Annotated in this window: 23 protein-coding genes; 14 read left to right on the plus strand and 9 right to left on the minus strand. The window is 62.5% G+C overall.

Going from position 1 to position 20,463, the window contains the following annotated elements; all coding sequences use genetic code 11:
* Positions 1-30: 30 nt before the first annotated feature.
* Entirely contained in the window at positions 31-1,800 is a 1,770-nt protein-coding gene (locus P1M51_RS07560) for an ABC transporter substrate-binding protein (protein ID WP_276247597.1), read from the minus strand.
* A gap of 158 nt (positions 1,801-1,958) precedes the next feature.
* On the opposite strand from P1M51_RS07560, the gene P1M51_RS07565 reads away from it, so the two are divergent.
* Positions 1,959-2,393 carry a plastocyanin/azurin family copper-binding protein gene (locus P1M51_RS07565; RefSeq protein WP_276247598.1) on the plus strand — a complete coding sequence of 145 codons (435 nt, stop codon included), beginning with the start codon at positions 1,959-1,961 and terminating at the stop codon, positions 2,391-2,393.
* A 65-nt stretch (positions 2,394-2,458) separates the two neighbouring features.
* Entirely contained in the window at positions 2,459-2,920 is a 462-nt protein-coding gene (locus P1M51_RS07570; protein WP_276247599.1) for a DUF6653 family protein, read from the plus strand.
* A 4-nt stretch (positions 2,921-2,924) separates the two neighbouring features.
* On the opposite strand, the gene P1M51_RS07575 is transcribed toward P1M51_RS07570, so the two are convergent.
* The 5 genes from P1M51_RS07575 to P1M51_RS07595 form a co-directional block, all read right to left on the minus strand.
* Positions 2,925-4,370: an MATE family efflux transporter gene (locus P1M51_RS07575; protein ID WP_276247600.1), complete on the minus strand. Its 1,446-nt coding sequence runs from the start codon at positions 4,368-4,370 to the stop codon at positions 2,925-2,927.
* Positions 4,371-4,460: 90 nt separating this feature from the next.
* Entirely contained in the window at positions 4,461-4,652 is a 192-nt protein-coding gene (locus tag P1M51_RS07580) for a hypothetical protein (RefSeq protein WP_276274965.1), read from the minus strand.
* Positions 4,653-4,665: 13 nt separating this feature from the next.
* A complete protein-coding gene (locus P1M51_RS07585; RefSeq protein WP_276247602.1) occupies positions 4,666-5,172 on the minus strand; it encodes a hypothetical protein in 507 nt (168 codons plus the stop codon).
* Positions 5,173-5,260: 88 nt separating this feature from the next.
* Entirely contained in the window at positions 5,261-5,704 is a 444-nt protein-coding gene (locus tag P1M51_RS07590; RefSeq protein WP_276247603.1) for a hypothetical protein, read from the minus strand.
* An 80-nt stretch (positions 5,705-5,784) separates the two neighbouring features.
* On the minus strand, positions 5,785-7,026 hold the full coding sequence (locus P1M51_RS07595; protein WP_276247604.1) for a S8 family serine peptidase: 1,242 nt from the start codon (positions 7,024-7,026) through the stop codon (positions 5,785-5,787).
* A 201-nt stretch (positions 7,027-7,227) separates the two neighbouring features.
* Here P1M51_RS07595 and P1M51_RS07600 point away from each other — a divergent pair, with 201 nt between their 5' ends.
* The 4 genes from P1M51_RS07600 (at position 7,228) to P1M51_RS07615 (ending at position 10,316) form a co-directional block, all read left to right on the plus strand.
* Positions 7,228-7,731 carry a ferritin-like domain-containing protein gene (locus P1M51_RS07600; RefSeq protein WP_276247605.1) on the plus strand — a complete coding sequence of 168 codons (504 nt, stop codon included), beginning with the start codon at positions 7,228-7,230 and terminating at the stop codon, positions 7,729-7,731.
* 99 nt (positions 7,732-7,830) lie between these two features.
* Positions 7,831-8,514 (plus strand): HAD family hydrolase, encoded by a 684-nt coding sequence (locus P1M51_RS07605; RefSeq protein WP_276274966.1) that lies wholly within the window; start codon positions 7,831-7,833, stop codon positions 8,512-8,514.
* Between the two features lie 42 nt (positions 8,515-8,556).
* On the plus strand, positions 8,557-9,486 hold the full coding sequence (locus P1M51_RS07610) for a phosphotransferase family protein (protein WP_276247607.1): 930 nt from the start codon (positions 8,557-8,559) through the stop codon (positions 9,484-9,486).
* A 395-nt stretch (positions 9,487-9,881) separates the two neighbouring features.
* Positions 9,882-10,316 (plus strand): helix-turn-helix domain-containing protein, encoded by a 435-nt coding sequence (locus P1M51_RS07615; protein WP_276247608.1) that lies wholly within the window; start codon positions 9,882-9,884, stop codon positions 10,314-10,316.
* 6 nt (positions 10,317-10,322) lie between these two features.
* On the opposite strand, the gene P1M51_RS07620 is transcribed toward P1M51_RS07615, so the two are convergent.
* Positions 10,323-13,214, minus strand: a complete 2,892-nt coding sequence (locus tag P1M51_RS07620) for a PAS domain S-box protein (protein ID WP_276274967.1) — start codon at positions 13,212-13,214, stop codon at positions 10,323-10,325.
* Between the two features lie 311 nt (positions 13,215-13,525).
* On the opposite strand from P1M51_RS07620, the gene P1M51_RS07625 reads away from it, so the two are divergent.
* The 3 genes from P1M51_RS07625 (at position 13,526) to P1M51_RS07635 (ending at position 16,226) form a co-directional block, all read left to right on the plus strand.
* Entirely contained in the window at positions 13,526-14,500 is a 975-nt protein-coding gene (locus P1M51_RS07625; protein WP_276247610.1) for a metal ABC transporter solute-binding protein, Zn/Mn family, read from the plus strand.
* Entirely contained in the window at positions 14,497-15,270 is a 774-nt protein-coding gene (locus P1M51_RS07630) for a metal ABC transporter ATP-binding protein (RefSeq protein WP_276247611.1), read from the plus strand. Before P1M51_RS07625 ends, P1M51_RS07630 begins: the two co-directional genes overlap by 4 nt.
* A 74-nt stretch (positions 15,271-15,344) precedes the next feature.
* A complete protein-coding gene (locus P1M51_RS07635) occupies positions 15,345-16,226 on the plus strand; it encodes a metal ABC transporter permease (RefSeq protein ID WP_276274994.1) in 882 nt (293 codons plus the stop codon).
* On the opposite strand, the gene nikR is transcribed toward P1M51_RS07635, so the two are convergent.
* Positions 16,227-16,655: a nickel-responsive transcriptional regulator NikR gene (gene nikR, locus P1M51_RS07640; RefSeq protein ID WP_276247612.1), complete on the minus strand. Its 429-nt coding sequence runs from the start codon at positions 16,653-16,655 to the stop codon at positions 16,227-16,229.
* Between the two features lie 100 nt (positions 16,656-16,755).
* On the opposite strand from nikR, the gene P1M51_RS07645 reads away from it, so the two are divergent.
* The gene (locus tag P1M51_RS07645; protein WP_276274968.1) at positions 16,756-17,139 is read left to right on the plus strand and encodes a secondary thiamine-phosphate synthase enzyme YjbQ; all 384 of its coding nucleotides are present in this window, start codon (positions 16,756-16,758) and stop codon (positions 17,137-17,139) included.
* Here P1M51_RS07645 and P1M51_RS07650 read toward each other — a convergent pair.
* Entirely contained in the window at positions 17,136-18,128 is a 993-nt protein-coding gene (locus P1M51_RS07650) for a CapA family protein (RefSeq protein ID WP_276274969.1), read from the minus strand. The genes P1M51_RS07645 and P1M51_RS07650 overlap by 4 nt on opposite strands.
* Positions 18,129-18,329: 201 nt before the next feature.
* Here P1M51_RS07650 and P1M51_RS07655 point away from each other — a divergent pair, with 201 nt between their 5' ends.
* The 4 genes from P1M51_RS07655 to P1M51_RS07670 all read left to right on the plus strand — a co-directional run bounded on the left by P1M51_RS07655 (position 18,330) and on the right by P1M51_RS07670 (position 20,373).
* Complete coding sequence (locus tag P1M51_RS07655) at positions 18,330-18,785, plus strand: YbhB/YbcL family Raf kinase inhibitor-like protein (protein WP_369685125.1); 456 nt, start codon at positions 18,330-18,332, stop codon at positions 18,783-18,785.
* A 59-nt stretch (positions 18,786-18,844) separates the two neighbouring features.
* The gene (locus tag P1M51_RS07660; protein ID WP_276247616.1) at positions 18,845-19,156 is read left to right on the plus strand and encodes a hypothetical protein; all 312 of its coding nucleotides are present in this window, start codon (positions 18,845-18,847) and stop codon (positions 19,154-19,156) included.
* A 58-nt stretch (positions 19,157-19,214) separates the two neighbouring features.
* The gene (locus P1M51_RS07665) at positions 19,215-19,706 is read left to right on the plus strand and encodes a macro domain-containing protein (protein WP_276247617.1); all 492 of its coding nucleotides are present in this window, start codon (positions 19,215-19,217) and stop codon (positions 19,704-19,706) included.
* A 64-nt stretch (positions 19,707-19,770) separates the two neighbouring features.
* On the plus strand, positions 19,771-20,373 hold the full coding sequence (locus P1M51_RS07670) for a hypothetical protein (RefSeq protein WP_276247618.1): 603 nt from the start codon (positions 19,771-19,773) through the stop codon (positions 20,371-20,373).
* The last annotated feature ends 90 nt before the right edge of the window (positions 20,374-20,463 follow it).

The raw sequence follows: 20,463 nt of genomic DNA on the forward strand, positions 1-20,463 counted from the left end.
CGCCCCCTCGGCTGGTTCGAAGCGCGCCCGTCAGGTGTCGCGTGGCCCAATCGTCACGTCGTTGTAGGTGTGTTTCGAGAAGCCCGCAGCCCCCGTCTTCGGGAGCGAGAGCCAGGGATAGTAAAAGCCCTCGCCGAGTGGCTGGTACTTCGGCAGCACCGTGACGTCCTGCCAGTTTGCCTCTTCCATTTGCCGGTAGGCGGCCGCGCGAATCTCCTGGTCCTCCGCGGACCGTGTCGAGTGTTCGGTAATCTGCTCCCACGCCTCGCTCGCCTGTGCTGCGGCCTCTGTCCCGCCCCAGTTCGTGAACACCGGGTTGTCGGTGCCGGGGACGAGGATGCTGAGGAAACTCTCTGCGGCCGGATAGTCCATCGCCCACGCCCACGAGAACATCTCGAGCGTTCCGTTCTGCCCGCGCGAGTACATCGTCCCGAACTCCGCCTGTTCGATGTCGATGTTGACGTGGACGCTTTTCAGTTGATTCTGGAGAATTTGTGCGCTCTGTCTCCAGGTGCTGTTCTGGTAGACGGTGAACGTGACGTCGGCGGGGTTCGACTCGCTGTACCCGGCGGCTTCCATCACCTCGCGGGCAGCTTCGAGGTCAGAAGTGTCGAGGCCGTAGGGATACGCCGAGTCGGCGTGTTCGGTGCGGGCCTCACGGTCATCGAAAAGCAACGGCGGCGGCGTGACGTGTGCGGAGAGTGCACCGCGACCCTTGTGGACCTGTTCGAGGTGCGCTTGCTGGTTCATCGCGTAAGCGACGGCTTGCCTGACCGGTTTTGCGACCGATTGCGTGTTGAACCCGATGAAGTACATCCACAGCAGCGGCACGCCGAGGTAGTTCGCGGTGATACCGTTTTCGGGCAGGGGACCGTAGGTCCCGACCAGCCGACCCTGTTCGTCTACGTGGTCTACGTCGAGCAACGACCGGTCGAATCGGGCGTCGGGCACCCAGAAGGCGTCCGCGTCGAGGCCCATCGCGTAGTCGTAGGCCGTATCCGACTCGATGACCGCCCAGTCGATGCCCGCGATGTTCGGACCATCGCCGTGGTAGTCCTCACGAGCGCGAACTCGATAGTGGTCGCCCTGTGACCACGATTCGAGGGTGAACGGTCCGGTTCCGTACGACGACTGCGTGGCGAACGTCTCGTATTCGACAGACCCCTCGTATCCCTCAATGTCGCCGACGAGTCCTTCGGGAACGACGGCGAAGGCGGGGTGGGCGAGCAGTTCGAGGCCGTTGTGGGTCGCCTGCTGAAGTTCGATTGCGACGGTCGAATCGTCCACCGCGGTCACGCCGAGACTTCCAGGCACGTACTCGTCCCCTTCCATCTCGTGGACGACGCCGAGCATCGAGAGGAGGTAGCTTCGCCAACTCGAATTCGTGGACTGGGCAACGCGCTCGAACGAGTAGGCGACGTCGGCGGCAGTGAGTCCGTCGCCGGTCGAAAACTCGACAGTCGGGTCGAGCGAGAACGTGTAGGTCAGTCCGTCGTCGGAGACGGACACATCGTCTGCGAGCAGCAGTTCGGGGTCCGGGTTGCCCTTCGGGAAGTGAAGGAGCCCCTCGTAGAGCTGGGTGAGCACCTTCACTGAGTTTTCGTCTGCGGCTTTCGCCGGGTCGAGCGTACGAATGGGGCCGCCGATGAGGGCGAGCGTTCGCGACCGAGAACCCGGGTCCGTCGTCGTCGCTGCCGTGGTGTCACCGGTGGGTTGTGACTGACACCCGGCGAGCGCGCTGGTGGCGACGAGACCGCCCGAGAGTCGGAGAAGGTGGCGTCTAGAGAATCCGTCGGTCATACCGTGCCCTCCCGACGGACGGGACGTGCGTGCATACGTGTGGGTCGAAGGAATGGAGATATATAAAATTCGGAGGCACGTCATTCGTGTCAGTAATTCGTCAGAGCTGTGGTGTGCGGCCCCAGCCATTATTGTTCATCGATGAGCAGGCCTAAATAATGGTGCAAACCACGACGCGGAGACGACTGCTTCAGTCGAGTGGCCTCCTGTTCGTCGCGGCTACGGCGGGGTGTACCGGCGGGGGTTCCGACGATGGTGGGGGTGACGGGGCACCGGCAGCTTCGTTCACGTTGGGCGGGGAGACGAGTGGCTGGCAGGGTCAGTCGCCCGACGAGATAGCAGAAACGACGAACCCGACGCTCCAACTCACCGCCGGCGAGACGTACGAGCTCACCTGGGAGAACCTCGATGGGATGGAACACGAACTCATCATCGAGGACGGAAGTAGAAGCGAACTAGAGGCGACCGAATCGAACGACGAGAAAGGCGCGACCGAATCGATAACCTTCGAAGCGACGAGTGAGATGGCGTCGTACTACTGTGAGTACCATCCCGAGCAGATGCGAGGAAGCGTCGAAGTCAGCGAGGAGTAGCGTTACGCCGGTGTGGGGAGTGAAGTTCCAGAAGAGTTAGCATCTGTCATGCCGAAGCCGTCGCTATGAGTACGTCATCGAGCGAATCGACCGTCCTCCCCGAGTGGGTCTGGCGGCGTCACGCGAACCCGTGGAGTGGCTGGAGCCGGGCGGCCACGACGCCCGTGCTGGTGTACGCGCTCTATCACCGCAAGTGGCGACTGGTCGCGACCGCGCTCGTCTGGCTGGTCGTCAATCCCGCAGCGTTTCCCGTGCCCGAAACGACCGACGCGTGGATGACCCGCGGAGTGCTGGCAGAGCGCGAGTGGCTCCGCGACGGTAACGGAACCGTCGGCCTGTCGTGGCCGAACCTCCTCAACCTCCTCAATGCTCCCGTGACGGCTTACGTCGGGTGGGCCACGCTCAAGCGCAGGCCTGTCCACGCAGTCGTCGCGACGGCGCTACTCATGGCGCTCAAGTTGCTGTGGATTCGTGAGATTATCGGACTGACGGGCGTCAAACCCGGTGAGAAATTCCCCGAGGAGTGAGCGGTCAGTCGTCCATCGGAGCCGCATCGGGGCGATAGGAGCGACTAATCTCCTTCCACTTGCCGGTCGTAAACCGGTAGTAGGTGATGAACGCGGGCACGAGCGTCTCGCCGAAGAAGGCGAGGTAGATTCCCCAGATGCCGAGTGCCGTCGTCGCACCGAGGTACATGAACGGGATGGCGACGCCGAACATCCCGATGACGAAGGCGTAGAACGGCCAGCGCGTGTCCCCCGTCGAGTCGAGCGCCCCCGAGACAGTGCTCGTGACCCCCTGGAAGATAACCGCGACGGCGGAGACGTAGACCATATCGACGGCGACCGGAATCGTCGGATCGCCCGAACTGCCGACGAACAGTTCGACGATGGGCCGGGCGAAGGTGACGACGACGACTGCGGCGACGACGTAGGTCGCCACCGAGAACCGGACGATTTCCCGCCCGTAGGACTCTGCGTTCTGTTCGTTGTTCTTGCCGAGTTCCTGGCCCACGAGGCTGCTCGCGGCGAGACCGAATCCCCAGCCGGGAGTGTTGATGAGCCCCCAGATACGCCGGGCGATGATGTACGCGGCGGCGACCGGTGGGCCGAACATACCGACGATTGCGAGTGCGGGGAACCGGGCGACGGTCCAGACGGAATTACGCCCCACGACGGGCGTCCCGATGGTCGCGACGTCGCGCATCGTTTCGCGGTCGAGAAACCGACCCGTCGGCGAGACGGTGACTGGGAGCGCGCCGACACCGGGCAGCGACCCCCGCGAGAGGCCGACGACGAACGCGGCCGTCACGATGACGTTCGAGACGACGGTCCCGATGGCCGCGCCGACGACCCCCATCCCGAGGCCGAAGATGAGCACCGCGTTGATGACGATGTTCAACACCGCGCCGGTCGCGCGGAGGACCATCGGCGTCCAGGCGTCGTCCGCGCCGATGAGCGCGCGACTCCCGATGAGGTTGAGCGCGCCGAAGGGGACGCCGAAGGCGACGATTCTGAGGTAGTCAGCACCGTAGGCGACCACCTGCGCGTCCGAGGAGAGCAGCGAGATGAGTTCGACCGGGAACAGAAAGTAGAGCGCAGCGACGGGAATCGTCACGAGAACGACGAGCGCGGCACTGGCGCGGATTGCCTGTCCGAGCTGGTCGAAGCGTTCTGCGCCGAATCGCTGGGAGACGAGGGCGATGGTCCCCGCGGCGAGCCCACCACCGATGCTGAACACCATCCCCCAGAAGGGACCGGCGAAACCGACGCCCGTGATGGCAGTCGACCCGAGCGCGACGCCGACCATCGCCACGTCGGCCGCGTTCTTCGACATCCGCGCGAGGCCGGTGACGATGCGGGGCCACGCGAGGTCAGCGGTGTGGCGCGCTCGCTCCTCGGCGATGAGGCCGAATCGGGAGAGCAGAAGGCCGATGCTGAGAAGGAGGGCGCTCAGCGGGTTCGGAATACGGGGCACTTGGCTACGCTTCGACGTCGAGGCCAAAAGCCGTTCGTTTGCCGGAGAGGATATCTGCTATTTCGCGGGGTTTGGTAGCCCGAGCCGTGCTTATCGCTCGTCGCTGGACTCGCGATTACGGTTGGTCTCGTGACCGAGTTTTTCGAGGACGGACTGCATCATCGAGCGCACCTTGTTCGAACCGTTCGGCAGGCTCGAACCCTCCCCGTCACTCTCGCTCACCGCGTCGTCAGCTGTGTCGCGGGCCATGTGCTCGGTCGAAGGTCGTCGTTGGTCTGTCATAACTGTAGGGGCCTCACAGGAGCGCCACCCCGAGACTCACACCGGTCACCACGACGCCGAGGATGAACGCGTTCTGGGCGTAGGCGAACAGCGTCGAGAGGTTGTCGAGTTCCACCTCGTTCCACCGCACCCACGCCTTATAATCTCCGAGGAGGCGTTCGAGCCATTGACGCTCGCCGAGTTCACGCTCGGTGAGCGAGTTCGCGTGTCGGGCTGCCACTCCGGCTCGCATGTCCGGGTACTGCTGGACGCTCACCCCGAGGACGAACGAGACGAGGAGTAAGCCGGTCCCAAGGACGATGCCCGCGTTCAGCGGGAACTGCTGGGGGAAGATGCCAACGCCGGAGGCGATGACCCCCATGATGACGAGGACGAACCGCGAGAGTTTGGCCGAGGTCTGTTCTACGTCTTCGGCCTGCGAGAGTTGGTCGTTCACCACGCGCCGGAACTCCTCGCGCTCGACGCGAAGGCTCTCGACGTAGCCGTCACCTGTCTGGGACGTGGTGACGCTGGTGCTCACGGTGGGCCTCCCGAGCGCGAGGCGTGGGCCATTGTATGGGATAGGTCAGTGAACTAACGTAATAATTTCGGGAATCGAGAGTATGGGATTAATCGACGCGCATCCGTTCGCGAATCTGCCCGTTACAATCTCCAGAGTACATGAGAGATACTCGATTCGTAGATTCAGCGATGATACTCACGAAGGTGCAATCAGACGGTGCGACTGCAGAAACGTCCATCACTTCCGGTTGCGCGCTCCCATCGAGGTAGGCTTTTATCAGAAATTCCCCTGGCTCTTTCGGCAGGTCGTCAGTGAAGTCAACAGCTGGAGCGACGTTGTTTCGCATCTTCTCGAATTCGTGGACTTCGTCGTAGGCCACTTCGCCGTTGAATTCGACGACAACTCTGATGGTATGGCCGCGCTCTGAATCACGATTTCCGACAGCGGCTTCGCCGATTCGGACTTGGTTGGCTGGGAAATACTGGGTGCAGCCGGCGAGACCTGCGCTTCCGAATGCTACGCCCAATTGGAGGATTTTTCTTCGGTTCATCGTCGTCGCCGTGGGGCTTCTGTAGAAAAGTCAGCCAAACAATATATAGATGGTCGCAAAAAGGTACGGATCGATTGTGCCTACTCGTCAGCGGAGTCCGCGGGTGAGAAGTGCAGAATCGTCTCCGAGGCTGTCTCGCTCAATCGTGTGACGTCGTAGTCACCGGGTGCGACCCAATCAGCACCCAGCGTTATCTCGGTTCCCTCCGACGATTGTTCGACCGTCGCTTCGGTGGTGGGCCATTTGCCGTCGCCGTCACCGTTGGGTGGCTTCTTTCCGACCGTTGCCCCGTAATCGACCAATCCAGCCCCGTCTTTCGGCTGGTCTTTGATGTCGCGGGCGTGTTCCTCGAACACCTGCATAATCTGTTTGGGCTTTACTTTCGGGTTCTTGGTGCGGTACTTCGCGACCATCCCGGCGACTTCCGGAGAGGAAAACGACGTGCCGGAGGCCTTCACCCATGGCCCCGAGAGTTGCTCGCCCATCGTCGTTCCCTTCGCCTGCGCGAGGCGGTTGTCCTTGCCGATGGCGGTCACGTCCGGGTTGTCGAGTTCGGGGTTGTACGAGGAGAACTCGGCCATCTTGCCCGCCTCGGTGCAGGCCCCGACGCTAAAGGCGCGTTCTGCGGTTGCGGGACTCCCGCTCTTGCCGCCGGAGTTCCCAGCGGCGACTACGTCGCGGACGCCCTTCTCGACAAGTTTGTTGTGGACGCGGTCGATCTGCTCGGAGGGCTGGCTCGCGCCCCACGACATGTTCACCACGTCGTACTCGTCGGTGTGGTTGTGCAGCCACTCGTAGGCGCGCATGATGACGTTCGTCTTGGTCTTGCCCTGGTCGCCGAAGATTCGCAGGGAGATGAGTTCCGATTCGGGTGCGAGGCGGGTAATCTGGCCGAGGACGGCGGTTCCGTGACCCACTTCGTCGCCCTTGCCGCTGCCGGTCACGTCTACCTGTTTAATCGAGTCGTCGCTGAACACCGGGTGGCTCGGGTCGACGCCCGAGTCCATCGCGACGACGGTCTGCCCCTTGCCCGACGCGCTGTCGGTGGGGACGTTGTGGAGTTTGCGCACGTCTTCGATGGTGGCTGTCTCCTGTTTCGCTTCGCTCGTGGCTTCCGGTGCGGTGGGAATGCCGATGTCGAGGTTCTCCTCGACGCTCTTGATGCGCTCGTCCCACGTCTTTATGCTCGCGTGGGAGTCGTCGGTCCGGACGTAGGCCGCCGCGCCCACGTCGTCGCCGAAGTTGTAGGTTTCGAGGACGGTGCAACTGCAATCGTACAGGAATTCCGGGCGTCCTGTGGTAAATAGCATCAGGTCTGTCATGGCGGGGAGTGCGCGGACGTCAGGGCGGGCGACGACACCGTGAACGGTTGCCGTGCCTGACAGTCACGTACAAGTAAATTTCACGCTACCCTGTGGTAAAACATGCGGCCAGTGCAACGGGGCAGGCGGGGCTGCGAGGGACGTTGCAGATGCAGGCAGCGCGCCTAACATCCTTCCCACCTATTTTTGAACTGCACGACAATGACTGTAACAAACCTGCGTGACTTCTTCGTACACAACGTAGAGGACATCTACTACGCCGAAAAGCAACTTCTCGACGCGCTCCAGCAGTTCGAAGACCAGACCGAAGACGAGGACATCGCCCAGGAGTTCAGCGACCACCGCGAGGAGACCGAGGAGCACATCGAGCGCCTCGAGAAGGTGTTCGAGAAACTCGACAAAGAGCCAGAAAAAGAGGAGTGTGAGGCCATCGAAGGCCTGCTCGAAGAGCACAAGGGCTTCGCGGACAAGGACCCCGACCAGCGGCTCCTCGACCTGCACAACCTCGTCGCCGCACAGAAAGTCGAGCACTACGAGATTGCCTCCTACGGCAACCTCGCGCTGCTCGCAGACCGACTCGACATGGACGAGGCAGGCGACCTCCTCCACAAGAACCTCGAAGACGAAGAGGAGGCCCTCGACACCCTCTCGTCGTTCGTCGACGACTACGACTACGAAGAAATCGTCGAAGCGTCCGCCGACTAGACGCATACGGGCAGGTCCGGTCTCCAGGTCAGTGACGGCGTGACGACCCTGCATCCGAATCGCCGTCTCGCTTTTCTCGCTGCCGTTCCTACAGCACGCGTGAGTGCAATCGCCGCGACGCTGTTCGACTTAGACGGAACGCTGTGTCAGAGCGATCAGGACGCAATGACCCTCTATCGCGGGTCGTTCGACGTTGCGGGCATCGACCCCTTCGGCGAGCCGGGTGACCTCTGGCGGGCGCTCGACGGCCCACCCGACCCTGGCGACGAACTCGGCTATCTGACCGCCGGGTTCAGCGCGGTGGCCGCCCAGTACGGCCGGTTGGAAGCGGACGCCAGCGCGCTCGCTCGTGGCTTCATCGAAACGCTCGATCTGACGGCCGTCTCGTTCCATCCTGGAGCAGAGGAAGCCCTGGAATTGGCGGGCGACCACGGTCTCGTCGGGCTGGTGACCAACGGCCCTGCCCGACGACAGGCGGTGAAAGTAGACGCCCTCGGCATCGCGAATGCGTTCGACGTTATCATCTACGCGGGCGACTTGCCGCGACGAAAACCCCACGCGGACCCGTTCGACCGGGCGCTCGCGGCGCTCGGCGTCGACCCGGACCGCGTCCTTCACGTCGGTGACTCACTTGAATACGACGTCGCCGGTGCGCAGGCCGCCGGCCTGCTTGCAGCGTGGTATCCCCACAAATCGAACCCGGACCCGCGGGAGTACACACCCGATTTCATCCTCACCCACCTCTCCGAACTCGAAGTTGTCCTCACGGCCCCGGCTGACTAGTGAGGAACTGGGCCTTTATCCCGCGCCATCGAACCTTCGGTGATGGCCTCGGTCCGTGAAATCGTCGCCCGCGAGTTTCCCGAGCGTGCCGTGGCGACGGTCGCTCCCTCAGCACGCGGCAACCGCAAGCGAACCACCTTCGTCACCTTCGAAGATGGGGGCGGGGTCGTCGTCCAACAAGCCGCAAATCGAGCGGCGCTCCGAACGGAGGCGCAACTCGCGAGTAGACTACAGGCAGAGACCGTCCTGCCGATTCCAGCCGTCCTCGCAGACGGAATCCGCGAAGCAGACGCCTACGTCGTGGTCGAACGCGCCCCGGGCGAGGACCTGCACGAACGGTTCGCGAGCCTCGACACCACGCACCAGCAATCCCTCGCTTCGACATTCGGGCGCTACCTCGCGACCCTCCACGAACTGACCGCTTTCGACGCCTTTGGTCAGGTGACGTGGACGGACGGACGTTTCGTCGCTCGCGGGACGGTCGACTGGCGCGCGTGGTTCGACGACTACCTGCACGCGGGTCTCGACGCGCTCACTGCCGATTTCGACGACGTTCGAGCGCAGGTTCGTAAGTTCGCGACGATGGCGACGCTCCCCGAGCGCCCGGAATCACGACTGTATCCGTGGGACGTTCGCCCGGGGAATGCGCTGGTTTCTGACGGACGGCTCACCGCAATTCTCGACTGGGGCGACCCGCTCGCCGCCGACCCGGGCGTGGCCGTCGCGAAGGCAGAACATCTCGTCTGCGACTGGTACGTCGCGGATGGGGGCCACCTTCGTGAGGCATTTCGGTCGGGTTACGAGCGGGTGCGAGCGTACCCAACGGTACGACCTGTCTACCGGGTTGCCGCCGTCGTTCACTCGGCGGTGGACTCGAACGGCATCGTCACGAGACCCGGCTTCCCGGAACGGACGGGGGGCGCGGCGGTGGCGTTCCACCGCGAGCGATTACGCGCCGCGATGGCGAACTGACCCGTCTGTACCTGTGGCTCCCTCCAGAACGGGACCCCTCTGGGAGGGGATCGCGATTGAGGAGGGAGTGGGCGTGAGTGTGTGGGATGGGTGTCTCCAGACCGTCCGCCAAGATACATTGGAGAGACAATACTTCCCCCGACCACAGCGAGCGACAGCTAGACCACCGACGGTTGCGTCCGAGAAACGTCAGACAACTACTGCCAATGTCTATCAATTTTGATGATAAATCACCAGACGTCGTCCGGGTGGTTCGTGATACCATCCATCCGCCCCCCAATTGTTTAGGGACAGCGAGTATCCCTCTGGTGACTGTATGACCACGAGTTGAGATGGTGACGAAGGACCAGCCCCAACGTTCGCTGTTGCAGGCGATACTATATCGCCTCAGTGGCATGTTCGGGGTTGAATTAGATGACGAAGCAGGAGGCAACGCGACGGGTGAATCTGCGTCAGTGCGGGGGCAAACCGGATCTGAGACGGTTGCGACGAACGATTTCGTCGAATATACCTATGAGCACTCGAAGGCGGATTTCGTCGTCGAGACGGGCTTGACGCCAGAAGAATTGGTGTTGGAACTCGTCGAAGAAAACGACGGACGAATGCCCCAAAAGGAGGTGGTCTCGCTCGTTGGCTGGTCGGATGCGACAGTGAGCAGACTTCTGCAGGACATGGAGAAGTCTAAACTGCTCAATAGATTCAGACTGGGACGTGAGAAGATCATCTGCAAACCTGAGCTCTCGCCAGGTGGGTTCGACAGCCGACTCAAAAGCGAGACGCCACAGGGTCCACCGAGAGTCCAAGAGGACGCGAAGGTAGAATCCGACTGAACGCAGTCAGTCCGCCGTTGGACTCCCTTCGAACAGCGCCGCCAGTAGCTTTCGCTGGGCGCGACGCAGGTGTTCGTGGAACGTTGCCGGTGACACGTCGAGCGACTCAGCCACGTCTGTCCCCGCGCTTTCTCGCGGCCAGTCGAAGAAACCGGCGTAGTATGCGGACTTGAGCGCCGTTCGCTGGCGGTCTGTAAGCTGTCCGATGAGACTTTCTGCGAGCTCTTCGGGCATGGCGACTTGCCGATTGACCGTGTTTCGCGAGACGAGGTCGATGTCCGGGTAGTGCTCGCGGACGGCGTCACTAACCTGCCGTACGTCGACGGTCTCGGGGAGTTCGGCCTCGATTTCGACTCGTCCCGGCGCGAACGTGACTGTGTGCAGTCGCCCGCCGTAGGTTGCGAGAATCGACCCGGCGGTCGGTTCTTCGATGAGAATTTCGAGTCGCGTCACCGTTTCGGAGGTGGTAATCGTCCGAACCTCACGCACGCTCGGGTCGTCGGCGATTGCCGCTTCGTAGGCCGCAGCGTTCATTTTACGGACGGTATGGTACTGCAACACCGTCCCGTTGTTGAGCGGAACGGCCCGGTCGATGGTCACCTCGCCGAGGTCGTCGCCAAGTGCGGCGAGCGTCTCGGGGAGCGTGCCAGACCGGAAGGTGACTTCAGTGATGCGGTCTGCCATCAGTGCCGCCTTTCGCTCCATCGCGTTTATCGCGTGGCCGATGACGTCGCCGACCTGCGAGAGAATCTTGCGTTCGTTCTCGCCGAAGGCGTCGGGCCGGGCCGAGTGGAGCGTCAAGACGCCGTACTGGAGGTTCTGATAACCGATAGGAATCGCCGCCACAGAGTGATAGCCCCGCTCGCGAGCGTCGTCGTGCCAGTGTTCGTAGGCCTCGTCTTCGAGGATGTTCCGGCTGAACACGGCAGTTCGCTCCTGGAGGGCCCGACCGGTCGGGCCGAAATCCGTGGCTTGCGCTGTTGGGTCGCCCGACCACTCCTCCAGGTAGCCAGAGACGCCGGCTTCCGCGATTGGTTCGAGCGTCGAGTCGTCTGACTCCGTGGCCAGCCACGCGAACTCGTAGGAATCTGCGGCGGCGAACCGCTCACAGACGAGGCGTTCTACGTCCTCTCGTGCGGTGGATTCGACGATGGCGTGAGTGATTTCCCGGACCACTTCGTTCAGTTCGTTCAGCGTCTCGACCTGCCGCTCCCAGGCCTTTCGCTCCGTGATGTCCCGGACGACGCCCGCGCGACCGTCCACTTCGTCGGAGTAGGGGTACGGTCCGAGGCGCGCCTCTGCGGGAATCGAGGTGCCGTCCTTTTTCGTCAAATCGAACTCAAGCGTCGCCATCTCTCGATAGCCGCTGCGTATCTCGGAGGCGAGTTCGTTCGCCTGCTGGCGAACCGTTTCGTTGTGGGCGAGGTTTGCGTGATTGCCGAGCAGTTCTTCGCGGTCGTACCCGGTCATCTCACAGAGCGCATCGTTCACCATCACGAAATTCTCGTTCGGGTCGAGGGCGTACACGCCGTCCCAGATGGTTTCGACGATGGTTTCGTAGCGCTCTAACTCGCGTTCGCGTTCCGTCCGCGAAATAGCCGCGGCGAGAATGTTCGCCACGTTGCGGACGAAAGAGACGTCCTGCTCGGTGAACTCCCTCGTGGTCTTCGTGTGAGCGCCGAAGACGCCCCACGGGTCGTCTGGTGGGCCGATGACAACGCTGACGCCGCTCACGACATCGTGGTCTACGAGGAGGTCTGGCCCGCTAAAGCGCGTCTCTGCGTCGAGGTTGGTGACGACGACCGGTTCCGCCGAGAGCAGCGTATAGCCGGCCTGTGAGGTCTGCTCGGTTCCGACGGTGGCGGTTCCGACGAGGCCGTCCCGCCAGCCGACACCGGCCCTGAGACGGAGGTGTGACTGCGTTTCGTCAAGGTCGAGTACTTTTGTCAATTCGATGTTGAGCGTCGATGAGACAAGGTCTGTGGCCGTCTCGAACAACCCGTCTAAGTCGCGGTCGGTGAGCGCCTGCTGACCGAAGTCTGCGAGTGCCCGCTGTTGGCGTACCTGCCGTTCGAGGCTGTCGACGCGTTCGGTCCGACTTTCGAGATTTCTGACGACGCCAACCGTTCCTTTGAATGAACCGTCGTCGCTGGGGAGGAGCGCAAAGCGAGTCTCTGCCGCGACCTCCTCGCCGTCTGCCCGCTCGAGCGTGATGTCGACTGCGCCACCCTCGCGCTCCCCGTCACGCATCGCTGCGCGCAGTCGATGACCCTGTTTGATGACCTCGTCGTCGACGACGGTCGAAACGTGCTCGCCGATGAGCTCCTCACGGTCGTAGCCCACCATCGAAGCGTACCCGGCGTTGACCATCTCGAACTCGTCGTCTTCGTTGGTGATGTACACGCCATCGTGGATGGTCTCGACGATGGTCTTGTAGCGTTCCAGGTCTGCTGTCGGCTGTTGGGAATCCGATTCCGGTTCTGGAGGTTCGTCTTCGGGCGTCGGTTTGACGACCACGAGTATCGTCCCCGATGCCGCGTCGTCTCCAAGTCGCTGTAACCAGAGGTCGCAGTGGACAGGGTGCCCATCGGCCTGCAATATCGTGGTGGACAGGCGCGCCGGGTCTGCGTCGCTCCGGTCCAGTTGGCCCCGGACGCTGTCTATCACCGCCGTTTCGGTTGGGAGGAATGAAGTGAACAGTCGGCCGTGAAGGTGGTCTGCTGGCTGGCCGACCAACTCACAGAACCGGTCGTTTGTGGCAACGATGGTTCCGGAGTCATCAAGTTTGATGGTGCCAACATCTGTCGCCTCGACAACTGCGCTGAAGGCGCGTCCCGCCTCTTTGGAGTTGTCGGTCAACGGGGATGTGGGAGGCTCCCCGCCGGAAGCACGGGTCATCTCATCGCCGCCTTACGAGGCGTCCCAAATAAGTCCAATGGCTGAAATCAAACATATCAATAATATTATAATATCGGTAATTGTCCAGAAAATAGGGCGATTTTCAAAATATTCAAACTAAAAAACCAATATTTCTTTCCCAAATTGTTGGATGTGCATCGGAATCTGTTTGCGACCTGTGGGCAAAATATGTCATGTCCTACCACGAATGTGACGTCCCGACAGCCCCCGAATTCCAAACGACGTTTCTAGTACCTGTAGCGGGTGAAATAACACAATTTATTAACTCTGAGGCCTGTTCTAATAACAGAATGCAACGATTTTCACGGCGTGCGCTCCTCCAGTGTGGAGGGGGTGCGCTCGCAGTATCGCTCGCAGGCTGCCTCGGCGATTCCTCTGGTGAGGCGGGACAATCGACGGCGACGGCGTCGTTTTTCGTGCTCTCGGATTTCGCCGAGCAGATCGTCGGTGACGGGCTTACTATCGAAAATCTGGTTCCCGTCGGCCAGCACGGCCACGGCTGGGAACCCGGGCCAAACGTTCAGCGGTCGGTCCTTCAGTCACTCGCCTTCCTCTACGTGGGCCACGGATTCCAGCCGTGGGCCGACAACATCGTGTCGAACCTCGCCGCGGACGCCCCCGAAGTCGTCGTCGTCGAAGCATGGGAGGACATAGACCTGCTTGCTGCAACCGGTCACGACCAGGGGGAAGAAGACGGAGGTCACAAAGAAGACGAAGACCACGACGAGACCGGTGTCGATCCCCACTTCTGGCTCAACCCCCAGCGTGCCGCCCAGGCAGTCGAGACCATCGCCGCCGGCCTCGGTGCCGCGGATGCAGACCGCGCCCAGCAGTATCGCGACGGAGCGGCAGCCTACACGGAGGTACTCTCCGACCTCGACACCGAGTTCGAAAATGCACTCTCCACGCGCACGCGAGAGGCGGTACTGGTCGCCGGTCACGACGCCTTCCAGTACCTCGCCACTCGATACGGCTTCGAGGTGCACGCCCTCTCGTCGCTCTCGCCGGACGACGAGCCGACGCCACAGGACGTGCGACACGCCCAGGAAATCATCGAAGAACACGACATCGAGTACGTCCTCGCGCCGGTGTTCGAATCTGACCGCGCGGCGCGACAACTCGTCGAAGAGACGGATGCCACTGGCCTCCTTCCCATCACGTCGATTCCCTCGATTTCCGAGGAGTGGCGCGATAAGGGATGGAGCTACGAAGACATCATGCGCGAGGTCAATCTCGCGTCGCTCACGGAGGCGCTCGGAGCGTGACGGCAGTCATCGACGTCGACCACGTCACCTTCGGCTACGGTCCCACCCCGGTCGTCGAAGACGTGTCGCTCACCGTCGAAGAAGGCGAGTTCCTCGGCCTCGTCGGACCAAACGGATCGGGAAAGAGTACGCTCTTGCAGCTCATGCTCGGGTTGCTCGAACCCGACGAGGGGCGTGTCGCGCTGTTTGGCGAACCGGCGAGCGAGTTCAGCCACGGCGAACGACTCGGATACGTCCCCCAGCAGGTAACCAACTCGACGGTCGGGATGCCCGTCACCGTCCACGAAGTAGTGACGATGGGGCGCTATCCGCGGGTCCGATTCGGCCGACTGTCTAGCGAAGACCGCGACATCGTCGCCGACGCCATGGAGACAGTGGGCATCACGCACCTCGCCAAACGGCGCATCGCCAACCTCTCCGGGGGCCAGCGCCAGCGGGTGTTCATCGCCCGAGCGCTCGCGGCTGAGGCCGACCTGCTCGCGCTCGACGAACCGGCCGTTGGCGTCGATGCCGAGTCTCGCGAACGGTTCTACGACTTGCTCAACCAGCTCAACGGCGAGGGGATGACCATCATCCTCATCGAACACGACATCGGCGTCGTCACCGAACACGCGACGAAGATTGCCTGTATCAATCGTCGCCTGTTCTTCCACGGTGCGTCTGCCGGATTCACTGAGAGCGACGCGCTCGCCGAAGCCTACGGCGCGAACCAGCGCGTGTTGCACCACGACCACTCCCACGGCCACGATTCGGACGGTGACCGTCCGTGAGCGTCCGGCCGCTGGTCGTCCTCGCCCTCGTGACCGAGTGGTTGAACGCACTCCTCGACGGCGTCGGTGCCGGGATGTGTGCGCTGACCGCCCCGCTCGGCATCGAAATGCTGTGTTTTCCCTTCATGCAGCGGGCGTTCGTCGCAGGCGTCGCAATCGGCGTCGTCGGGCCGCTCATCGGGTCGTTCCTCGTCCACCGACAACTGTCACTCATCGGCGAAACGCTCGCCCACACCGCCTTCTCGGGCGTGGCTATCGGCCTGTTTTTGAGTTCTACGTTCGCGTTCGTCGTCTCGCCGTATCTCACCGCACTCGTCGTCGCCGTCGTCGCTGCGCTCCTCATCCAGGCTATTTCCGAGTACACCAATGCCTACGGCGACGTGTCGATGGCAATCGTTCTCGCCGGCGGGTTCGCCCTCGGGACGGTCATCATCAGCGCGTCGGGCGGCATCGCCGTCTCCGTAAACCAGTACCTGTTCGGTAGTCTCTCGACGATTACCCGCGAAAACACCGGGATACTCGTCCTGCTCAGCCTGTTCGTCACGAGCGTCGTCGCGCTCACCTACCGCCAACTCCTGTTCATCACCTTCGACGAGACGGCCGCGCGGGTGGCGAGTCTGAACGTCGAGGGCTACAATCGCCTCCTCGTCGTGCTCACCGCGCTGGTCGTCGTCGCGGCGATGCAACTCATGGGCGTCATCCTCGTCGCGGCCCTGCTCGTCGTGCCGGTGGCGGCGGCCGCACAGGTTGCGGGAAGTTTCAAACGCTCGCTCTGGTACTCGATTGCCTTCGCAGAACTCTCGGTCGTCGTCGGCCTCACCATCTCGTACGCTTACGGTCTCGCGACGGGTGGAACCATCGTACTCGTCGCAATCGCTGTCTACGCGGGTGCGGTGGTCGTTGGAAAAGTTCGTACCAGAACAGTGGTAGCCGAGCGAACGGTAGATGCGGAGTGACTATTCGACGCTTGCGAACGTGCCGAACTCGTCTACCGGGATGACCGAGTAATCGACGGTCAGGATGTCCTTCGTGGCGCGAATCTTCCCGACGAAGGTCGAGATGTTTTCGAGCGACCCTTCGAGGATGAACAGTTCCATGCAGTAGTGGTCGCCGACGTGGCTGTGGAAGTTAGAAGCGACGAGGTCTTCGTGTTCGTGGCGCAGGTGCATCATCTTCTCTTCGACGCTCGTCGTCTGGAACTTGAACAGGACGGTGACGACGCCCATTAGGTCGCGGTCCTCGAGGCGTTTGTCCTCGAACTCGCCGAGGAGGTTGCGACTCGCTTCGCGAATCACTTCACTGCGACCCGTGTAGCCGTGTTCGGAAGAGAAGGCGTCGATTCGTTCGAGCAGTTCGTCTGGCATGGAGACGCTGACGACGGTCATGTATTAACTCAGGGGCACTTCGATATTAAAGATTGAGTAACGACCCGGGGTGTCCGTCACCGAGACACACCTTTTCACGCCCACGTCTCGACTAGGAACCATGGCACTCTCGGTCAGCACGAACGAGCGCGTGGAGCTGGTGGATATCTCAGACCGCGTCGCCGGTGAACTTCCGTCCGACGCGACTGGTATCTGTACGGTTTTCTGCACCCACACGTCGGCGGGCCTCCTGATACAGGAGAACGAATCGCGGCTGAAACGCGACTTGCTCGGGCTGTTAGAACGCGTGGTTCCGGAAGCCGGCGGGTACGAACACGACGAGATAGACGACAACGCAGACGCCCACCTCCGCGCCACGCTGCTCGACAGTAGCCTCTCGATTCCCGTCAAGAATGGCGCGCTCCAGCTGGGGACGTGGCAGACGATTTTTCTCGTGGAATGTGACGAGCCTCGCACGCGCAAGATTATTGTTACTGTCACTTAGAGCGCGAGGACGAGGTCTTCACCGTCGCGCTCAAACTCGGTGTCGAACGGGGCAGAGCGGTCCCGCATGGTCTCACGGCACCATGTGGCGGCCTCCGGGCGCGCGATGTGGACCGAAAAGTCGTAGATTTCGGTAGGGCTGCAGCGCAGTTGTGAGAGCCCCTCCGGGGTGAGCGTCACCTCGAAGATGAACCCGTGGTCGTTGTGGAGGTGAGAGTCAACCGCGTAGTCGTCCACGAAGTCGCCCGTGTCGTACAGAATGAGCCCGTCCTCGTACACCTCGACGCCGTGAAAGAGGTGTGCGGAATGCCCATAAACGATGTCCACGCCCTCGTCGACGAGCCAGTGGGCGAAGGCGACGAAGTGGTCAGGCGGACTCGTCGTCATGTTCGGCCCCCAGTGGAGGGCGGCGACGAGCAACTGTGGATTCCACTGGCGGGCGCGAGCGAGAACCTCACGAACCCTGATTCGCGTCGGGCCGTGGCGAGGATCTACCTCGATGAGGGCCGTCCCGTACTTGTCGTGGTCTGCGGCGTACTCCGGCGTGTTGTCGGTGAACGACACCATCGCCACGCGAACCCCGTTCAGCGCGAACACGGCGGGGTCGAGCGCGGTATCGAGGTTCCGGCCCGCACCAGCGTGGGCGATTCGCGCCGCGTCGAGGTGGTCTAGCGTGTCGCCGAGGGCGGTCGGGCCGAAGTCCATGACGTGGTTATTTGCGAGACTCACCGCAGACACTCCGGCCGCGGTGAGCGCGGGAATCGCCCACATCGGGTCCGCCCGGAAGTGAAACGGTCGGTAGGTTTTCGTCCAGGGCATTCCGTTCGTCGAGAGACAACACTCCAGATTACAGACGAGGCCGTCAAGGTCCGTGAGGCGGGAACGGCAGTCTCCCCAGACCGTCTCCGGGGGGAGCCAGCGCTGGCGCTCGTCTACGAGTCGCCCGAGCATCACGTCACCTAAAAGCCCCAGCCGACGAGTCGGTGCCATTCACAGAGATACGACGGCGAGCGAGAAAACGTCATCACACCCATACAGGTTTTCTCCGGGCGAAGCGAAAGTTCATTGAGGCGATTTACCGTGGAAGTAGCCTGGACTCGCCGGTCGTACCTCGCAGTGTCACTGGTAACACTGTCTGGTATCACTGGCTGTGCGCAGGTGAGCGACCCGGCGCCGGGTGGGGACGAGACGATGGCAGACTTGCAACTCAGGAGTGAGGCGTTCGACGACGGCGCACTGATTCCGCGAACATACGGCTACAAAAACGAGAACGTGAATCCACCACTCTCGATTTCGGGGGTTCCGGCGGACGCACAGTCACTCGCGCTGGTGATGGACGACCCCGACGCGGTAAAACCCGCGGGCAAGGTGTGGGACCACTGGGTCGTGTGGAACGTCGACCCGGAGACGACCGAGATTCCCGAGAACTGGGACCAGATGGAGGCGACGGTGGGGACGAACAGTTTCGGCGAGTTGGGCTACGGCGGGCCGAGTCCACCCGACGCAGAACACACCTACCGGTTCTTCGTCTACGCCCTCGACACGACGCTCGACCTCGATGCGGGCGCGACGAAGGCCGACCTGCAGGCGGCGATGGAGGGCCACGTTCTCGCAGAGGTACTGCTCACGGGAACCTACGCACCCTGAGTGCCGGTAGTCGGTCGTGAGGAGGGGAACTGATTACGCCTGAGTGCTTACGTCTCGCCATGTACCTCTCCCGTCCCGTCCGCGCCATCATCGACGACCCCCACCGCGGCGAGACCGTCACGCTCATCCTCCGCTTGCCGGATGGGTGGACCGACGCCGACATAGACCGCGTCACGACGGCTGTCGAAACCGCCGGTGGCGACGTGGTAAAACGACTCTCGACCGGGGGCCTCAAAGTCGCCGCCGACCACGAGGACGTGGCCGCGATTACCGCCATCGACGGACTCGACGCCGTGGAGACCGACGACACCCTGCGCATGGCACTCGACGGCGCGGGCGAGGACGTGGAGTACCCCAGCGAGACGCGCTGACCGAGGGGCGAATCCGGGGCGTACACAGTTTTAGGGCGGTGGCGACCAATCTGCCGCCATGGAGTTCAGCGTCGTACAGGGCGACATCGCCGCACAGACCGCAGATTGTCTCGTGAACGCCGCGAACACCGGCTTGCGAATGGGGTCGGGCGTCGCAGGGGCGCTCAAGGCGAAAGGCGGAGACGCACTCGACGAGGCCGCCGTCTCGAAAGGCCCAATCGACCTCGGCGACGTGGCGGTCACCGACGGCTACGGCCTCGACGCAGACTACGTGGTTCACGCCGCCGCGATGCCACCGGGCGGGCAGTCCTCGGCCCGGAGCATTCGGCTCGCGACCCGACGAACCCTGGAAGTGGCCGACGCCCTCGGTTGTGCGTCGCTGGTCCTCCCGGCGATTGGCTGTGGCATCGCCGGATTCGACTTCCGCGAGGGGGTGGAGATTATCTGTGAGGAACTGGCCGTATTTAGGCCCCGTTCGCTTGCTGACGTGCGTCTCATCGCCTACAGCGACGAGGAGGTCGAGACGATGCGAGCGGTCGCCGAGAAATGAGCGTAAACGTTCACGGATTGCAGAACGACTCGATTTTTTACCAGTTCGGACCGAACAGCCATCTATGCCCGAGGAATCCCTGCTCTCGAACACCGGCGTGACGTTCACGGAGGACGACCCGGCTGCCGAGGCTACCATCTCGCCGCAGGTGGCCGCGTTGCTCGTCCCCAATCAGGACCGGGCGGACGCCATCGGCGCGGATCTCCTGCGGATGGCTGACGACCGTTTCAAAATCGTGTTCGGCCCCGCACTCGACGGGTTGCGAGCGGCCGCCTGCGAACTCCCCGAGGGACCGGCCGTCTACGTCGTCGGCGTCGAACTCGACATGCGCAAGGTCGGAACTGAGACGAACCTCCACGAGGACGCTCCCGGAATCATTCACAATGCGCGCTTGCTGTTCGCCTACGTCCCGAATGAGGCGGGGACGGGCGCGACGTTCGCCCACCTGACCGAGGATTTAGACGGCGTGGACGACCTCCTGCTCGCCCTCGGCGACAGCGAACGCATCTCGGGCGCTGAGACGACGCTCGAAGCGTTCCGGCGTGAGCTCGCAGGCCAGCAAGCCCGCCGCATCAGCTTGCTGGCGGAAGATCCGGAGGCGGCGAAGGCGCAGTTCCAGTCTGTGTTCGCCGCTCCGCTGTACGCCTTCGAACAACGCAATTCGTGACCGCTCATTGCTCGGTAAGAATAGTTACCTAGACACACATACTGCCGAAATATTATTTACATATTACTTATGTTTCTGGCGTTGCTACGG

It is taken from the genome of Haladaptatus sp. QDMS2 (assembly GCF_029338295.1).
Lineage (GTDB): Archaea > Halobacteriota > Halobacteria > Halobacteriales > Halococcaceae > QDMS2.

Bases quoted from the DNA above. Each gene is read 5' to 3' on its own strand.
- P1M51_RS07560 (WP_276247597.1), bottom strand. From the start codon at position 1,800: ATGACCGACGGATTCTCTAGACGCCACCTTCTCCGACTCTCGGGCGGT.
- P1M51_RS07565 (WP_276247598.1), top strand. From the start codon at position 1,959: ATGGTGCAAACCACGACGCGGAGACGACTGCTTCAGTCGAGTGGCCTC.
- P1M51_RS07570 (WP_276247599.1), top strand. From the start codon at position 2,459: ATGAGTACGTCATCGAGCGAATCGACCGTCCTCCCCGAGTGGGTCTGG.
- P1M51_RS07580 (WP_276274965.1), bottom strand. From the start codon at position 4,652: ATGACAGACCAACGACGACCTTCGACCGAGCACATGGCCCGCGACACA.
- P1M51_RS07590 (WP_276247603.1), bottom strand. From the start codon at position 5,704: ATGAACCGAAGAAAAATCCTCCAATTGGGCGTAGCATTCGGAAGCGCA.
- P1M51_RS07595 (WP_276247604.1), bottom strand. From the start codon at position 7,026: ATGACAGACCTGATGCTATTTACCACAGGACGCCCGGAATTCCTGTAC.
- P1M51_RS07600 (WP_276247605.1), top strand. From the start codon at position 7,228: ATGACTGTAACAAACCTGCGTGACTTCTTCGTACACAACGTAGAGGAC.
- P1M51_RS07610 (WP_276247607.1), top strand. From the start codon at position 8,557: ATGGCCTCGGTCCGTGAAATCGTCGCCCGCGAGTTTCCCGAGCGTGCC.
- P1M51_RS07615 (WP_276247608.1), top strand. From the start codon at position 9,882: ATGTTCGGGGTTGAATTAGATGACGAAGCAGGAGGCAACGCGACGGGT.
- P1M51_RS07620 (WP_276274967.1), bottom strand. From the start codon at position 13,214: ATGACCCGTGCTTCCGGCGGGGAGCCTCCCACATCCCCGTTGACCGAC.
- P1M51_RS07625 (WP_276247610.1), top strand. From the start codon at position 13,526: ATGCAACGATTTTCACGGCGTGCGCTCCTCCAGTGTGGAGGGGGTGCG.
- P1M51_RS07635 (WP_276274994.1), top strand. From the start codon at position 15,345: ATGTGTGCGCTGACCGCCCCGCTCGGCATCGAAATGCTGTGTTTTCCC.
- nikR (WP_276247612.1), bottom strand. From the start codon at position 16,655: ATGACCGTCGTCAGCGTCTCCATGCCAGACGAACTGCTCGAACGAATC.
- P1M51_RS07645 (WP_276274968.1), top strand. From the start codon at position 16,756: ATGGCACTCTCGGTCAGCACGAACGAGCGCGTGGAGCTGGTGGATATC.
- P1M51_RS07650 (WP_276274969.1), bottom strand. From the start codon at position 18,128: ATGGCACCGACTCGTCGGCTGGGGCTTTTAGGTGACGTGATGCTCGGG.
- P1M51_RS07655 (WP_369685125.1), top strand. From the start codon at position 18,330: ATGGCAGACTTGCAACTCAGGAGTGAGGCGTTCGACGACGGCGCACTG.
- P1M51_RS07660 (WP_276247616.1), top strand. From the start codon at position 18,845: ATGTACCTCTCCCGTCCCGTCCGCGCCATCATCGACGACCCCCACCGC.
- P1M51_RS07665 (WP_276247617.1), top strand. From the start codon at position 19,215: ATGGAGTTCAGCGTCGTACAGGGCGACATCGCCGCACAGACCGCAGAT.
- P1M51_RS07670 (WP_276247618.1), top strand. From the start codon at position 19,771: ATGCCCGAGGAATCCCTGCTCTCGAACACCGGCGTGACGTTCACGGAG.